Consider the following 16,199-nt stretch of genomic DNA (forward strand, 5'->3'; position numbering starts at 1 on the left):
TTTCGTGACGGCACCTTCCGTGCCGCCGTCGCCGGGGGTTATTCCGTGTACTCGTCCGCCACGCCCAGAGCGGCGTCCAGGGCGGCCAGACCCTCCTTCAGCTCGGCCTCCGTGACGTTGCAGGGCGGCACGACGTGGGTGCGGTTCATGTTCACGAAGGGCCAGAGGCCGTGCTCCTTCGCGGCGGCCGCGAAGGCCGCCATCGGCGCGTTCGCCTCACCGGCCGCGTTGTACGGCACGAGCGGCTCGCGGGTCTCCTTGGCGCGGACCAGCTCGACGGCCCAGAACATGCCGACGCCGCGCACCTCGCCGACGCTCGGGTGCCGTTCGGCCAGCTCGGCGAGGGCCGGGCCGACGACCGTACGGCCGAGCCGCGCGGCGTTCTCGACGACGCCCTCCTCGGCCATCACCTGGAGGGTGGCGACGGCGGCCGCGCAGGCCAGCGGGTGGCCCGAGTAGGTGAGACCGCCGGGGTACGGGCGCCGCGCGAAGGTCTGCGCGATCTCCTCGGAGATGGCGACACCGCCGAGGGGCACGTATCCGGAGTTCACGCCCTTGGCGAAGGTCATCAGGTCGGGCACGACGCCGAACAGGTCCGCGGCGAACCACTCACCGGTCCGCCCGAACCCGGCCATGACCTCGTCCAGGACGAAGACGATCCCGTACTTGTCGCAGATCTCCCGGACCCCCGCGAGGTAGCCGGCCGGCGGGACCATGATCCCGGCCGTGCCGGGGATCGTCTCGAGGATGACCGCGGCGATGGTGCCGGGGCCCTCGAAGGCGATCGTCGTCTCCAGGTGCTCCAGCGCCCGCGCGCACTCCTGCTCCTCGGTCTCGGCGTAGAAGCGGGAGCGGTAGAGGTAGGGCGCCCAGAAGTGCACGACGCCCGCGGTGCCGCTGTCGGACGGCCAGCGGCGCGGGTCGCCGGTGATGTTCACGGCCTGCTGGGTGCCGCCGTGGTACGAGCGGTACGCCGACAGCACCTTCGGGCGGCCCGTGTGCAGCCGGGCCATGCGCGTGGCGTGCTCCACGGCGTCCGCGCCGCCGTTGGTGAAGAAGATCTTGTTCAGGTCGCCGGGCGTGCGCTCGGCGATGAGCCGGGCGGCCTCCGAGCGCGCCTCGATCGCGAAGGCGGGCGCGAACGTCGTCATCCGCGCGGCCTGCTCCTGGATCGCGGCGACGACCCTCGGGTGCTGGTAGCCGACGTTGGTGTAGACGAGCCCGCTGGTGAAGTCCAGGTAGCGCCTGCCGTCGTAGTCCCAGAAGTACGACCCCTCCGCACCGGCGACGGCGAGCGGGTCGATGAGCTCCTGCGCGGACCAGGAGTGGAACACGTGCGCACGGTCCGCGGCCTTCACGGCGGCGCCGGCCTGGGGATGGGGCTGAGAGGTCATGCGCCTGAGGGTAGGCAGCGACGGCCCGTACGCGGTATCGGCGTCCTGTCTGCGGTCGGGGGCTTTTAGCGACAGGTTGTCGACGGGTGGGGGCGGGGAGATGTGACAGGGTGCTGTCGAGAAGACAGTCCGTAGCCTCGCGCCGACCGATGCCGGGCGCGCGGCGGGCCATGGGGGAGCAGGAGCTCGCCGAGGCCGTCCGCCTGCTGGAACGCCTGTCGGCCGCGCTGGAGCGGGCCGGGCTTCCTGTTACCGAACCGTAGAGCCCGGCTCGCTCACCTCGCGGAACGCCGCACTATCGTGGGGCCGACGCATAGGCGGGGGCTGTTGGGGGCGTGCGATGGAGAAGCTGGGGCCGGGGGATCCGCCGCAGATCGGGGCGTATCGGCTGCTCGCGCGGCTTGGTGCGGGCGGCATGGGGGACGTGTACCTCGCCCGGTCCGACCGCGGGCGCACCGTCGCCGTGAAGCTGGTCCGGCGCGAGCTGGCCGCGCAGGACGAGTTCCGGGCCCGGTTCCGGCAGGAGGTGCGGGCCGCCCGGCAGGTCGGCGGGTTCTGGACCGCGCCCGTGCTCGACGCGGACACCGAGGCCGAGGTCCCCTGGGTCGCCACCGGGTACGTGGCCGGGCCGAGCCTGCAGCAGGTCGTCGGCCATGACCACGGGGCGCTGCCCGAGCGGTCGGTGCGGATCCTGACGGCGGGGCTGGCGCACGCCCTGAAGGACATCCACGCCGCCGGCATCGTGCACCGCGACCTGAAGCCCTCGAACGTCCTGGTCACCATCGACGGACCCCGCGTCATCGACTTCGGGATAGCCCGGGCCCTGGAGACGGTCGACGAGACCGGCCTCACGCGCACCGGCTCGCTCATCGGGTCGCCCGGCTTCATGGCGCCCGAGCAGGTGCGGGGCGACCGGATCACCCCGGCGTGCGACGTGTTCTGCCTGGGCTCGGTGCTTGCCTACGCCGCTACCGGCCGGCTGCCCTTCGGCTCCGTCGAGAGCGGGGCGCACGCCGTGATGTTCCGGATCGCCCAGGACGAGCCCGACCTGGAGGGGGTGCCCGAGGGCATCGCCGAACTGGTCCGCGACTGTCTGCGCAAGAAGCCGGAGGCCCGTCCCTCCCTGGACGCGATCCTGGAGCGGACGGGCGCCGAGGACACCGTCTCCGGGGGCCGCTCCCGCGACCCGTGGCTGCCGAGCGCCCTGGTCGCCCAGCTCGGCCGGCACGCGGTACGGCTGCTGGACGCGGAGGACCCGGTCCCGCCCGGCCCCGCCGCCCCCGCCGGGCTCGCCGGTCCCGGCGGCCACGCGTCCCAGGGACCGGGGGGCGAGCGGCCCGGCGAGGCCGCGGCGGTGGTGCCGCCCGCCCCCGGACCGGGCAAGGCGAAGACCGCCGCGGCGGCGGCACCGGGCCCGGTCCCGGCCGCACCCGCGGCGTCCGGTCCTGCCGCGTCCGGACCTGCCGGTCCGGCGGCCTCCGGTCCCGCCGCACCCGCTGCCTCCGGTCCCGCGTCCCCGCCCGCCCCCGGCGAGCCGGCGCCCGCCGCCTCGCCCGAGCACGCCCCCGCCGCCCCGGGGACACCGGTGCACCATCTGCCCACCGTCACCGCGGGGCCGGGCGGCACCACCACCCCGTCGCCCGGCCCGCCCGGCCGCCCGGCGGGGCCCTTCGGTGACGCCTCCGCGCCCGGTGGGGCCCCGGCCCACCCCGGCTACGGCGTCCCGCAGCAGCATCCGCAGCAGCACGCGTACGGCTATCCGCCGGCCGGCCCGACCCCGCCGTACCAGCAGGCCCCCCACGGTCAGGCGCCCGCGCACGGCGCCACCCCGCCGTACGGCCCGGGCTCGCCGTACGGCCCCACCGCGTACGACCCGGCGTCGCCGTACCAGCCCGCACCGCCCGAGCGCGGGGGCCGCGGCGGCCGGTCCACGGTGGTGCTGGTGATCGTGGCCCTGGTCGTGGCGCTCGCCGCGGGCGGCTCGGTCTACGCGCTGATGAGCGGCGGTCACGAGGACGAGGGCGGCGGCCGGCCGACCCCCGCGCCCACCACCGCCGGCGTCACGCAGGACCCGGCCGGCGACCCGACGACCGCCTCCCCGACGCCGTCCCCGAGCGGCTCGGCGGACGACGGCGCCGTCCCCGCCGAGATGCTGGGCACCTGGACGGCCTCCATCGCCTCCACCGACGGCGCGAGCAGCCGCCGGCTGACCATCCGGCAGGGCGAGATCGGCGACACCGTCCTCAGCCTCGTCGCCGACGGGCCCGCCGGGAGCGGCACCTACCACTGCGAGTTCACCGCGGAGCTGGCCGCCGCACCCAACCCGGACGGCACGCTGCCGATCGGCCCGTCCACGGTGACCGCCGGCGCGCCCCCCACCTGCTCCCCGGGCAAGGCCACGCAGATCCGGCTGCTGCCCGACGGCAGGCTGGAGCGGGTGACCGTGGGCAGCGGGGAGAAGCTGACCTACACCAGGCAGTGAGCCCTCAGCGGGGCTCGGGCGGCCGCTGACGGGGCATGTTCGGGCGCGTGCCGTTCGCCGGGGGGACCGGGAAGCGGCCCGCACCCGTCCCGGCGTCCTGCCGGGCGCCGCCGGACAGCGCCGACTGGATGCCCAGGGGCGCCGAGCCCGTGCGGAACTCCACCATCCAGTCCGCCGTCTCCGCCCGCACCAGTTCGTTCAGGTCCTCCGAGAACCGCCGCAGCACCCCCAGGCACCGCTCGGCGGCCTCGCTCGCCGTGCCCTCCGCAGGGCCCAGGACCTCGCGCACGTTCTCCGTCGCCCAGTCGAACTGGAGCGCCTGCAGCCGCCGCTGCACGGCCTGGGCCGTGGCGACGTCCCTTATCCAGCCGGACGTCACCCCGAAGAAGCGGTCGGCCGCGACACAGGCCACGGACAGCAGCAGCGCCAGATACCCCCAGCGCGCCGCCCCGCCCGCGACGCCCGTCAGATCGAGCAGCGGCAGCGCCGCCCCGGCGACCGCGCCCGCCGCCGCGCCGCCGCGCAGCGCCCTGGCCCCCCGCCGCTTCCACACCCGGTCCGCGAGATACCACGCGGCGGTCTCCAGCGCCCGGTGCTCCACCCACCGGTACAGCTCGTGCAACCGCACCGCGGGCTCCCCCCAGTCCCCGAGCGGGAAGGCCCGCCCGGTCAGATCGCCCGGCCGAAGTCCGGCCGCCCCCTCGCCGCCCCACCCGCCCTGCGGCGACCTCTCGGGCTGCATCTCCGGCTGACCCACCCGGCACTCCCTACTGATCACGGTGCGTGGGACGTGCGCGCCGGGTACGACCTCCGTGGCGCACGGAACGTCACGCGACACCTGAGGCTGACGCGCCGGACCCTTCCTACCGCCCAATGGGTGGCGAAGAGATGTCTTTCGCGTCTTTTCCGCCCGGAAGTGGGTCTTGATCAGGTATAGGAATCCAGTTCCCTCGAGTTCCTCTCACTCGAAAGAGTGCCGGGGCGACGGCCGCCCGGAGCACGTAGGCTCGTGCTGAACGGGAAAGCCGTACAGACGCGAGGAGCTCGACGTGATCCCCGGTGGTGGCCAGCCCAACATGCAGCAGTTGCTCCAGCAGGCGCAGAAGATGCAGCAGGATCTTCAGCGGGCCCAGGAGGAACTGGCGCGGACCGAGGTCGAGGGCCAGGCGGGCGGTGGCCTGGTGCGGGCCACGGTAACCGGCTCCGGCGAGCTCAGGGCGCTGAAGATCGATCCGAAGGCGGTCGACCCGGAGGACACCGAGACCCTGGCCGACCTGGTCGTCGCCGCCGTCCAGGCCGCCAACGAGAACGCGCAGACCCTCCAGCAGCAGAAGCTGGGCCCGCTGGCCCAGGGGCTGGGCGGCGGAGGCATCCCGGGTCTGCCCTTCTGATCCAGTGCGCGTCATCCGCCGCCTTCCTCAGGCGGGGCCGCGCCAACTACCGTACGTACCGTAGGAACTCAGGAAGGACGGCAGTCCGTTGTACGAAGGCGTGGTCCAGGACCTCATCGACGAGCTGGGGCGGCTGCCCGGCGTCGGTCCCAAGAGCGCGCAGCGGATCGCCTTCCACATCCTGCAGGCGGAACCGACGGACGTGCGGCGCCTCGCGCAGGCCCTCATGGAGGTCAAGGCGAAGGTCCGCTTCTGCGCGACCTGCGGGAACATCGCGCAGGAGGAGCTGTGCAACATCTGCCGCGACACCCGCCGCGACCCCTCCGTCATCTGTGTGGTCGAGGAGCCGAAGGACGTCGTGGCGATCGAGCGGACCCGTGAGTTCCGCGGCCGGTATCACGTGCTGGGCGGCGCGATCAGCCCCATCGAGGGCGTCGGCCCGGACGACCTGCGGATACGGGAACTCCTCGCGCGCCTGGCCGACGGGACGGTCACCGAGCTGATCCTGGCCACGGACCCGAATCTCGAGGGCGAGGCCACGGCCACCTATCTCGCGCGCATGATCAAGCCCATGGGCCTGAAGGTCACCCGCCTGGCCAGCGGCCTCCCGGTGGGTGGGGACCTGGAATACGCGGACGAGGTCACCCTCGGCCGCGCCTTCGAGGGGAGACGACTCCTAGATGTCTGACGCCACGCTGCACGCGACCGAGCCGAACCCGGACGACTTCGCGGTCCAGATCGCGGACCAGATCGAGAGCTTCCTGGTCGCGGTGACGGAGGTCGCGAAGGGCGACGAGCCGGGCTCGACGGTGCCCTTCCTGCTGCTGGAGGTCTCCCAGCTGCTGCTGGCGGGCGGGCGTCTCGGCGCCCACGAGGACATCGTCCCCGACGAGCGCTACGAGCCCGACCTGGGCCCCGAGCAGGACGTGGACGAGCTCCGCGAGAACCTGGCCCGTCTGCTGGAGCCCGTGGACATCTACTCCGAGGTCTTCGACCCCTACGAGCCCCGCAAGGCCCCGGTCCCGGCCCGGATCTCCGACGACCTCGCCGACGTCATCGCCGACCTGCGCCACGGCATGGCCCACTACCGCGCCGGCCGCGTCGCCGAGGCCCTGTGGTGGTGGCAGTTCTCCTACTTCTCCAACTGGGGCTCCACGGCGTCGGCGACCCTGCGCGCGCTGCACTCCGTCCTCGCCCACATCCGGCTGGACCAGCCGCTGGAGGAGCTGGACGGCCTGGACACCGACCAGGGTGTGATGGGCGACGAGACCCTGGAGTTCGAGGCCGGCCGGGTCATGCAGCGAGAGATCGGCGGCCGGTTCGGCCTGCACTCGGCGCCCTAGGGGCGTCCGGCGAGCGCTTTCATCCCGGCGTTCGTCCCGCAGTGACCTCTCCCACTTTCGGAGTGCCCCGCGCCCGACCGGGCAGGGACCATGCCGGAGCGCCGAATCTCACCATCTGGGAACCTGATGGTCGTTTTCGGGCGCTCGGTAAACTGAGCCGACACACACGGACTGAGCGAGGAGCGCACGTGGGCCTTGTCGTGCAGAAGTACGGAGGCTCCTCCGTAGCCGATGCCGAGGGCATCAAGCGCGTCGCCAAGCGGATCGTGGAAGCCAAGAAGAACGGCCACCAGGTGGTCGCCGTGGTTTCCGCGATGGGCGACACGACGGACGAGCTGATCGATCTCGCCGAGCAGGTATCCCCGATGCCTGCCGGGCGCGAGCTCGACATGCTGCTGACCGCCGGAGAGCGGATCTCCATGGCCCTGCTGGCCATGGCGATCAAAAACCTGGGCCACTCCGCCCAGTCGTTCACGGGCAGCCAGGCAGGTGTCATCACCGACTCGGTCCACAACAAGGCCCGGATCATCGACGTCACCCCCGGCCGTATCCGGACGTCGGTGGACGAGGGCAACATCGCGATCGTCGCCGGTTTCCAGGGCGTGAGCCAGGACAGCAAGGACATCACCACGCTGGGCCGCGGCGGCTCCGACACCACGGCCGTCGCGCTGGCCGCCGCCCTCGACGCCGAGGTGTGCGAGATCTACACCGACGTCGACGGCGTGTTCACCGCCGACCCGCGCGTGGTCAAGAAGGCGAAGAAGATCGACTGGATCTCCTTCGAGGACATGCTGGAGCTGGCGGCGTCCGGCTCGAAGGTGCTGCTCCACCGCTGTGTGGAGTACGCCCGCCGATACAACATCCCGATCCACGTCCGGTCCAGCTTCAGCGGGCTCCAGGGCACGTGGGTCAGCAGCGAGCCGATTCAGCGAGGGGACAAGCAGGTGGAACAGGCCATCATCTCGGGAGTCGCGCACGACACGTCCGAGGCCAAGGTCACGGTCGTCGGCGTGCCGGACAAGCCGGGCGAGGCCGCCGCGATCTTCCGTGCGATCTCCGACGCCGAGATCAACATCGACATGATCGTGCAGAACGTCTCCGCCGCCTCCACGGGCCTGACGGACATCTCCTTCACGCTGCCGAAGTCCGAGGGCCGCAAGGCCATCGACGCGCTGGAGAAGAGCCGGTCGCGCATCGGCTTCGAGTCCCTGCGCTACGACGACCAGATCGGCAAGATCTCCCTGGTCGGCGCCGGTATGAAGACCAACCCCGGCGTCACGGCCGACTTCTTCAAGGCGCTGTCCGACGCGGGCGTGAACATCGAGCTGATCTCCACCTCCGAGATCCGCATCTCGGTCGTCACCCGCGCCGACGACGTCAACGAGGCCGTGCGGGCCGTGCACTCCGCCTTCGGCCTGGACTCCGACAGCGACGAGGCTGTCGTGTACGGAGGCACCGGGCGCTGATGGCCCCCTCGGGATCCCGTCGCCCGACGCTCGCGGTCGTGGGGGCGACCGGGGCCGTCGGCTCGGTCATGCTCCAGATCCTGTCCCAGCGCGCGGACATCTGGGGAGAGATCCGTCTGATCGCCTCCCCGCGCTCGGCCGGCCGCAAGCTGGCCGTGCGCGGGGAGGAGGTCGAGGTGGTGGCGCTCACCGAGGAGGCCCTCGCCGGGGTCGACGTCGCCATGTTCGACGTACCCGACGACGTGGCCGCCCGCTGGGCGCCGGTCGCCGCCGCCGCGGGCGCGGTGGTGGTGGACAACTCGGGCGCCTTCCGGATGGACCCGGAGGTGCCCCTGGTGGTGCCGGAGGTCAATCCGCACGCGGTGCGGATGCGGCCGCGCGGGATCGTCTCCAACCCCAACTGCACGACCCTCTCCATGATCGTGGCCCTCGGCGCGCTGCACGCCGAGTTCGGGCTGCGCTCCCTCGTCGCGTCCTCCTACCAGGCGGTGAGCGGGGCCGGCCGGGCCGGCGTCGACACCCTGCGCCGGCAGCTGTCCCTGGTCGCCGGCACCGCGCTGGGCACCACCCCCGGTGACGTACGACGGGCCGTCGGCGACGACACCGGGCCGTTCCCGGAGCCGGTCGCGCTGAACGTCGTGCCGTGGGCCGGTTCGCCGCGCGAGGACGGCTGGTCGTCCGAGGAGATGAAGGTGCGGGACGAGTCCCGCAAGATCCTCGGCCTGCCCCAGCTGCCGGTCGCGGTGACGTGCGTCCGCGTCCCCGTGCTCACCGGGCACTCGCTGACCGTGCACGCCGGCTTCGAGGGCGAGGTCACGGTCGCCAAGGCCCGCGAGATCCTGGCCACCGCGCCCGGGGTCGTGCTGTACGACGATCCGGAGGCGGGCGAGTTCCCCACCCCCGCCGACATCGTGGGCACCGACCCGACCTGGGTGGGCCGGGTCCGCCGCGCCCTCGACGACCCGACGGCGCTGGAGTTCTTCGTGTGCGGCGACAACCTCCGCAAGGGGGCCGCGCTCAACACCGCGCAGATCGCCGAACTCGTGGCGGCGGAACTCTCCTGAGGCCCCGGTGGCCGGAAAAATCTTCCGAGATCCGGCCCCCGCGTTTGTAGGATCTGCGTGAACAGTGTGAGCCGATCGATGGTCATGGCCCCTTGATCAGGACTGTTGCGGCGGCAGAAGATTTTCCTCCCCGCCCTGCAACCGCTTGCAGGGCGGGGAGCGTCTTTGCGGTCGCCCTTCAAGGGCGCGGAGACGCGTCTTTCCGGCGTGGGGACGCCACTGAGCAGGCGTGGGGACGCCCGTTCACAGATGAGGCACAAGGGAAGAGCGGGTAGGCATGTGGGCGTTTGACGCACGGTCGGTCGTGCTGCCTGGCACGCGAGGGCCGGTGGCGGCGACTGACGCAAAAGTGACGTCCGGCACGTACAACCCTCCTGGGGGGATGCGTGTCCAACTGACGTGGCAGAGGTTCTCGACTTCATCGCGGCGACCCGCGGTACGGCCCTACGGCCGCCCCGCCGTCCCGTCCGACCCCGCATGCCCGGTGCGCCCGGCGGCATGCCGGTGATCGCGCCCATGCCCGCAGCGCGGCCCACCCGCATCCCCAGTCAGCGTGACGGTTCCGAGGCGGAGAGCGCCGCGGCGGCCGGGACGACCGTCGACCACCTCACGGAGACCTACCGGGCGCACTACCGCTCGCTGCTGGGCCTCGCGGCGCTCCTCCTCGACGACACGGCCTCCTGCGAGGACGTCGTCCAGGAGGCGTTCATCCGGGTCCACTCCGCGCGCAAACGCGTCCGTGACCCGGAGAAGACGCTCGCGTACCTGCGCCAGACCGTCGTCAACCTGTCCCGCTCCGCCCTGCGCCGCCGCATACTCGGCCTGAAGCTGCTGTCGAAGCCGATGCCCGACATGGCGAGCGCGGAGGAGGGGGCGTACGACCAGCTGGAACGCGACTCCCTCATCAAGGCGATGAAGGGCCTGCAGCGCCGCCAGCGCGAGGTGCTGGTCCTGCGGTACTTCGCGGACATGACGGAGGCGCAGGTCGCCGAGACGCTGGGCATCTCGCTGGGCTCGGTGAAGGCGTACGGCTCGCGCGGCATCGCGGCGCTGCGGGTCGCGATGGAGGCGCCGGCATGAGCGGGGACCATAGCGGGCCGTCCGGGCGGCCGGACGAGCATCAGCCGAAGCAATCGCACGCAGGGAACGGAACTGTGAACCACGGCCCCGACGACCAGGGCCCCGAAGGGCTCGACTCGGACGAGCTGGCACTGCGCCGCATATTGCACGACGCGGTCCAGGAGATCGAACCGCGCGACGGCACGCTCGCGCATCTGCGCAGGGCGGTGCCGGCCAGGCGGGCACGCAAACGGCAGGCGCTGGTCGGCGCGGCGGCCGCGGTGCTCTTCGTGGGCACGGCCGTCCCGGCCCTCGTGCACGTGTCGAACTCCGGCGGTGCCAACGTCAATTCCTCCAACGCAGGGCACGGCGAGCAGGCGCAGGGGGGCGCCGGCCACGGCAAGGAGACGCAGGGCGGCGAGAACACGTCCGGCGGGTCCTCCGGCGGCGGGCAGGGGCAGGGCAAGGGCGGTGACAAGGGCAAGGACGGCGGCGCCGGCACCGGTCCGGACGTCGGCACGGGCGGCTCCGGCGACCCGCTGGCCACCAGCACGGCCGGGGTCCCGGCGTGCACCGCGGCCCAGCTCGGCGTCGCCGGCCAGGAGGCGGGCGTCCCCGACTCGGCCGGTGCGGTGTACGGCACCTTCCGCTTCAGCAACATCTCCACCGCCGACTGCACGGTGGCCGGTCCGGGTTCGGTGTCGCTGTCCATGGCGGGCGCGGCCGACTCCACGAAGGTGGGCCGGCTCCGGCATGTCGCGGGTGACCCGGCGACCGGTCTGCCCGACCCGTCCCAGGAGCTCCCCGCCCTCGTCCTGAAGCCCGGCGGCTCGTACGAGGTGAAGTTCGCCTGGGTGCCGTCGGCGACCTGCCCCTCGACGGGGGAGAGCGACGGCGGCGGTTCCGGCGGTCCGGACCCGACCCCCGACCCCACCCCGTCCGAAGGCGCCGGCGGCACCACGACCGGCACCTCGACGGGCGGCGACACCGGTACGGCGGCCCAGCTGATGCGGCAGGACCCGACGGCCGACGGAAGCGTCACGGTGTCCAACACGACCGAGGCGGCGGCGCCCACGGCCGCGGTGACCGTGTCCAACGCGTGCGCGGGGACCGTGTACTGGACGGGTGTACTGCCGGTCGCGTAGCGCCGGCCGGGGGCGTACCGGGCGCCGAGGCGTACCGGGGTCAGGCGTTCGCCTTCTCCGGTGCGGTTCCTCCGCCCGGCTCGCCGGGCGCGGGGTCCGTGCCGCCGGCGGCGGGCGCGGCGTCCGGGAGGAGGCCGAGCTCCGCGTCCCGTACGGCCTCCGCCTCGCGGCGCAGCAGCCGGAACCACATGAAGACCACGAAGCCCGCGAAGACGAACCACTCGCCGGTGTAGCCGAGGTTCTGGAACGCCTTGAGGTCCAGACCCGAGTCGTTGACGGAGGCGACCGGCACCGCCTTCATCCCGGTGTCGGCCTCGGCGAGGGTGATCCAGGCGTCGTAGACGTCGTACGGCACCAGGTTGACCAGGGACGCGGCGCTGATCGCCGCCGTCTGGCCGGCGGGCAGGCCGCCCCGGGCGGGGACGCCGTTCTCGCCGGGGACCTCGGACGCCTGGAGCGCCCCGGTGACGGTGACCTCGCCGGACGGGGCGGCGGGGGCCGCGGCCGGGTCGGCGTCGCCGGGCAGCCAGCCGCGGACCACCGGGAGGGCCTTGCCGTCCTCGGTGCGCAGCAGGGTGACCACGTAGCTGCCGCGCTCGCCGTCGATCTCACGGTCGGGGACGAGCAGCTGCTCGGCGTACCGGCCGTGCGCGGTGGCCTCGCGGCCCACCGTGGTCTTGTCCACAGGCAGCAGCTCGGCGAGCGGCCGGGCGGGTTCGCTCCGGTTCGCCGCGGCCTGGTCGCCGGCGCTGCGGTGGTCCTGCACCCGGTCCTCGAACCGGCCGAGCTGCCAGGACCCCATGAACACGCAGAACGGGATGGCGAGCAGCACGAAGACGTTGATCCCCCACCAGCGGGGCGTCAGCAGAAACCGGTACACGCCCCCAACGGTACGGTGCGGCGGGGTGGCGGCGGGGCGCGGGGGGTGCGGTCGTGGTCGGGCGTGGGCGGAGTTTTCCACAGGCTGGGGATCCCGGCCGCACGATGCCGTCCGGACCAGGCACTATGGGGTCATGACTGAGAGCCACGGGTCCGCTTCGCGGGATCACCGGAAGCAGGACGAGGACATGCCGGACTGGGAGCGGCGCTTCAGGGCGCCCCGGGTGTCGCTTCCCGACTGGGCGGAGGACGCCCCGGACCGCGCGCTGTTCGTGTCGAACGCCACGGGCACGTACGAGCTGTACGCGTGGGACCGGGCGACCGGCGAGCAGCGCCAGGTGACCGACCGGCCGAACGGCACGACGGACGGCGTGCTCTCCCCGGACGGCGCGTGGATCTGGTGGTTCGACGACAAGGACGGCGACGAGTTCGGCGTCTGGCGCCGCCAGCCCTTCGACGGCGGCGAGGACGAGCTCGCGGCACCGGGTCTGGACGCCTCCTACCCGGCGGGCCTCGCCCTCGGCCGGGACGGCCGCACCGCGGTCGTCGGCCGCTCCACCGACGAGGAGGGCACCACGATCCACCTCGTCCGCACGGGCGAGCAGCCGGTGGAGATCTACCGGCACCGCGAGTCCGCGGGCGTCGGCGACTTCTCGCACGACGGCAGCCTGATCGCCGTCGAGCACACCGAGCACGGCGACGCGATGCACGCGGCGCTGCGCGTGCTGCGCCCGGACGGCTCGACGGTCGCCGAGCTGGACGACACCAAGGGCGGCACCGAGGAGCTGGGCCTGGAGGTGCTGGGCTTCGCCCCGGTGGTCGGCGACGCGCGTCTGCTCGTCGGGCATCAGCGGCGCGGCCGCTGGGAGCCGCTGGTGTGGGACGTGGCGACCGGCGAGGAGACGGACCTGGCGCTGGAGCTGCCCGGCGACGTCAGCGCGGAGTGGTACCCGGACGGGACCGGGCTGCTGATCGCGCACAGCTTCGAGGCCCGCAGCGAGCTGTTCCGCTACGACCTGGGCCGGCGGGCGCTGGAGCGCGTGGACACCCCGGCGGGCTCGGTGTCGGGGGCGACGGCCCGGCCCGACGGCAGCGTCGAGTACCTGTGGTCGTCGGCGGCCGAGCCGTCGGCGGTGCGCTCCACGACCGGCCGGGTGGTGCTGGACCCGCCCGGTATGAGGTCCCCGGGCTCGGTGCCGGTGCAGGACGTCTGGGTGGACGGCCCCGGCGGCCGGATCCACGCGCTGGTGCAGCGGCCGGCCGGCGCCGAGGGCCCGCTCCCCACGGTCTTCGACATCCACGGTGGCCCGACCTGGCACGACAGCGACTCGTTCGCGGCCGGCCCGGCGGCCTGGGTGGACCACGGGTACGCGGTCGTGCGGGTCAACTACCGCGGCTCCACGGGCTACGGACGGGCCTGGACGGACGCCCTGAAACACCGGGTCGGGCTGATCGAGCTGGAGGACATCGCGGCGGTCCGCGAGTGGGCGGTCGCCTCGGGTCTCGCCGACCCGGAGCGGCTCGTCCTGACCGGTGGTTCCTGGGGCGGCTATCTGACACTCCTCGGCCTCGGCACCCAGCCGGACGCGTGGACGCTGGGCATCGCGGCGGTCCCGGTCGCCGACTACGTGACGGCGTACCACGACGAGATGGAGGCCCTGAAGGCGATGGACCGCACCCTCCTGGGCGGTACGCCCGAGGAGGTGCCCGAGCGCTTCGAGGCGTCGTCCCCGCTGACCTACGTGGACCGGGTGAAGGCCCCGGTCTATATCTCCGCGGGGGTCAACGACCCGCGCTGCCCGATCCGCCAGGTCGACAACTACGTCAAGCGGCTGGAGGCGCGCGGCGCCGTGCACGAGGTGTACCGCTACGACGCGGGGCACGGCTCGCTGGTGGTGGACGAGCGGATCAAGCAGGTGCGGCTGGAGCTGGACTTCGCCGAGCGGCACCTGCCCCCGCGCGGGAAGTAGCCGGGTTCCGGGGCCGCCCGCCCCGGAACCGTCCGGGTCACGTCCCCGCCCGCTCCCGGCCCCGGCGTCGGAGCAGTTCGGCCATCCCCCGGCGGGTGGCGGCCAGGACGACCCGGTCCCCGCGCTGCAGGACGTACGTGTCGGGCAGGTCCCACACCCAGCCGGACCGGGCGCCGGCCCGGTCGTCGTGGGGCCGCTCGGCGGCCGGGCCGTCCCGGCGTTCGCCGGGCGGGGTCCGGTCCAGCGCCAGCACCCGCCACGCGCCGGGCCGGAACGCCTCGCCGACGGTCCGGTCCTCCAGCTGGGGGTGCCCGCCCACCTCCAGCGTGGCGAACAGCAGCACCCGCCGCTCCACCGGGATGGCGCCCAGGATCTGCCGCCCCGACATCGCCCCGGCGAACGCGGGGGCGGCCAGGTGCGTCACGCTCCGGCTCCGGGTGAAGCCACGCGGGTGCGCGGCGCGCAGGGTGCGGTACACGGCCTTGGCGAAGTCGTCGTCGTACAGCCGCAGGACGACCCGCAGGTCGGGCCGTACGGAGCGGGCGTACAGGGCCGCCTCCAGATTGGTGGTGTCCTCGCTGGTCACCGCGAGGAAGGCGTGCGCGCGATGGATCTTCGCGGCCTCCAGCACGCCCTCCTGGGTGACGTCGCCGAGCACCACCGGCACCCGCAGCCGCCGTGCCGTGGGCATGCCGCGCGCCTCGGGGTCGGACTCGACGCACACCACCGGGATGTGCAGCTCCCGCAGCCGGGTCAGCACCCGGGTGCCGATCTTGCCCAGCCCGAGCAGCACCACGTGGCCGCCGAGCCCGCGCGGCGGCTTGCGCAGCGCGGACGCCGAACGGAACGTGCCGAGGGCTTCCAGCACCGCCGCCAGCAGCACCGGGAGCAGCAGCAGTCCGGTCAGCCCGGACAGCAGCTGGAGGATCTGGCGGGCCAGCGACTGGTGGAGTGCGGGCTCGTTGATGGCGAAGAGGTCGAGCAGGGTCAGATAGGTGGCGTGCAGCGGGTGATCGCCGCTCACCACGGTCAGCGCCACCGCGAGTCCCGCCACACACGTCACCAGACCGGCGAGGGACCAGCGCAGCCGCCGGGAGAACAGGGAGCCGAACGACGGCATCGGGTTCCGCCCGCCACGGCCCGACGGCATCGCTGGACCGGCGTAGGAGACCTGCTCCAGGACGACCGTGCCGCGTCCCCCGGCCGCCGCGACCTGGACGGCGTCCGGCAGCATCCGCGGGCCCTGCTCGCCGCTGTCCTCCGAGCCGTCCGCGCCCGCCGGGTCGCTGCGGGTCGTGGACAGCAGCGCCAGGGTGGCCAGGTCGGAGGGGTGGGTCTCGCCCGGCGGCCGTTCCACCGCCCGCAGTAACAGGCCGTCGGTCTGCACGACCTTGCTGGTGCCGGCGACGGCGGTGGCGGTGAGCGCGGGGGCGGCCGTGTCGGCGTCCGACAGGACGGTGGTGGAGGCGTCGAGCCCGCCCTCGCCGGGGCCGGCCGCCAACGAGGCGGCCTGGTCGAGGAGTTCCTCGATGTGCTGGCCGAGCCGGCGGTTGTACAGGCGCAGGACGAGCCGCAGCCGCGGGTTGAGCCGGCGGGCGGTGAGAGCGGCGCGGATGTTGGTCTCGTCGTCGTCGTAGACGAGGGCGAGGGCGGCGGCCCGCTCCACCCCGGCCTCGGCGAGCGTCGCCTCGGTCGGCTCGGCGGCCTCCAGCACCCGGGTGCCGCCCGGTTCACCGGCGACCGGGCCGGTGCCCGCGCGGTTGACGGCCGCGGTCACGGCGCCCAGCAGCGCCGCCGAGGCGGCCCGGGCCCGCCCGACGACCGGCGGCCGTACCGTCCGCTCGGACGGCGGCACGACGAGCGTGACCTGCTCCCGGTAGACGACGCGCAGTTCGGCGGCCAGCCGGTGCGCGAGGCCGTCGTCGCCGCACACCACCATGTGCGCGGTGCTGTCACTGATCGAGGTCTGCTGCGGAACTGCCACGAGGGAGAAGCCTGCCGCATCG

13 protein-coding genes are annotated in these 16,199 nt (G+C 73.6%); 9 read left to right on the top strand and 4 right to left on the bottom strand.

All coding sequences use genetic code 11. The annotated features are described in order from the left end of the window. Positions 1–38: 38 nt before the first annotated feature. Entirely contained in the window at positions 39–1,394 is a 1,356-nt protein-coding gene (locus ACFRAC_RS32840) for an aspartate aminotransferase family protein (RefSeq protein ID WP_382937298.1), read from the bottom strand. A gap of 340 nt (positions 1,395–1,734) precedes the next feature. Here ACFRAC_RS32840 and ACFRAC_RS32845 point away from each other — a divergent pair, with 340 nt between their 5' ends. Then, a complete protein-coding gene (locus ACFRAC_RS32845; protein WP_382937302.1) occupies positions 1,735–3,876 on the top strand; it encodes a protein kinase in 2,142 nt (713 codons plus the stop codon). 4 nt (positions 3,877–3,880) lie between these two features. Here ACFRAC_RS32845 and ACFRAC_RS32850 read toward each other — a convergent pair whose 3' ends face one another. Next, the gene (locus tag ACFRAC_RS32850) at positions 3,881–4,633 is read right to left on the bottom strand and encodes an SLATT domain-containing protein (protein ID WP_382937309.1); all 753 of its coding nucleotides are present in this window, start codon (positions 4,631–4,633) and stop codon (positions 3,881–3,883) included. 292 nt (positions 4,634–4,925) lie between these two features. Between ACFRAC_RS32850 and ACFRAC_RS32855 the strand changes: the two genes are divergently transcribed. The 7 genes from ACFRAC_RS32855 to ACFRAC_RS32885 all read left to right on the top strand — a co-directional run bounded on the left by ACFRAC_RS32855 (position 4,926) and on the right by ACFRAC_RS32885 (position 11,344). Beyond that, positions 4,926–5,267, top strand: coding sequence for a YbaB/EbfC family nucleoid-associated protein (locus ACFRAC_RS32855; protein WP_361345547.1), 342 nt, complete (start codon positions 4,926–4,928; stop codon positions 5,265–5,267). 88 nt (positions 5,268–5,355) lie between these two features. After that, positions 5,356–5,955, top strand: coding sequence for a recombination mediator RecR (recR, locus tag ACFRAC_RS32860; protein ID WP_009309432.1), 600 nt, complete (start codon positions 5,356–5,358; stop codon positions 5,953–5,955). Continuing rightward, positions 5,948–6,610, top strand: coding sequence for a DUF5063 domain-containing protein (locus ACFRAC_RS32865; protein WP_382937327.1), 663 nt, complete (start codon positions 5,948–5,950; stop codon positions 6,608–6,610). The genes recR and ACFRAC_RS32865 overlap by 8 nt, the downstream gene beginning before the upstream one ends. Positions 6,611–6,798: 188 nt before the next feature. Next, positions 6,799–8,076, top strand: a complete 1,278-nt coding sequence (locus tag ACFRAC_RS32870; RefSeq protein WP_382937330.1) for an aspartate kinase — start codon at positions 6,799–6,801, stop codon at positions 8,074–8,076. Then, complete coding sequence (locus ACFRAC_RS32875) at positions 8,076–9,140, top strand: aspartate-semialdehyde dehydrogenase (RefSeq protein ID WP_382937337.1); 1,065 nt, start codon at positions 8,076–8,078, stop codon at positions 9,138–9,140. The genes ACFRAC_RS32870 and ACFRAC_RS32875 overlap by 1 nt, the downstream gene beginning before the upstream one ends. Positions 9,141–9,539: 399 nt before the next feature. Continuing rightward, a complete protein-coding gene (locus tag ACFRAC_RS32880) occupies positions 9,540–10,220 on the top strand; it encodes a SigE family RNA polymerase sigma factor (RefSeq protein WP_382937344.1) in 681 nt (226 codons plus the stop codon). Positions 10,221–10,294: 74 nt separating this feature from the next. After that, positions 10,295–11,344 carry a hypothetical protein gene (locus ACFRAC_RS32885; RefSeq protein WP_382937346.1) on the top strand — a complete coding sequence of 350 codons (1,050 nt, stop codon included), beginning with the start codon at positions 10,295–10,297 and terminating at the stop codon, positions 11,342–11,344. 40 nt (positions 11,345–11,384) lie between these two features. Here ACFRAC_RS32885 and ACFRAC_RS32890 read toward each other — a convergent pair whose 3' ends face one another. Beyond that, positions 11,385–12,224, bottom strand: coding sequence for an SURF1 family protein (locus tag ACFRAC_RS32890; protein WP_382937350.1), 840 nt, complete (start codon positions 12,222–12,224; stop codon positions 11,385–11,387). Between the two features lie 133 nt (positions 12,225–12,357). On the opposite strand from ACFRAC_RS32890, the gene ACFRAC_RS32895 reads away from it, so the two are divergent. Next, positions 12,358–14,193 (top strand): prolyl oligopeptidase family serine peptidase, encoded by a 1,836-nt coding sequence (locus ACFRAC_RS32895; protein WP_382937353.1) that lies wholly within the window; start codon positions 12,358–12,360, stop codon positions 14,191–14,193. 37 nt (positions 14,194–14,230) lie between these two features. Here the strand turns inward: ACFRAC_RS32895 and ACFRAC_RS32900 are convergent, their stop codons facing one another. After that, on the bottom strand, positions 14,231–16,132 hold the full coding sequence (locus ACFRAC_RS32900; RefSeq protein WP_382937413.1) for an NAD-binding protein: 1,902 nt from the start codon (positions 16,130–16,132) through the stop codon (positions 14,231–14,233). Between the last annotated feature and the right edge of the window lie 67 nt (positions 16,133–16,199).

This window comes from Streptomyces sp. NPDC056628, assembly GCF_042792555.1.
Taxonomy (GTDB): domain Bacteria; phylum Actinomycetota; class Actinomycetes; order Streptomycetales; family Streptomycetaceae; genus Streptomyces.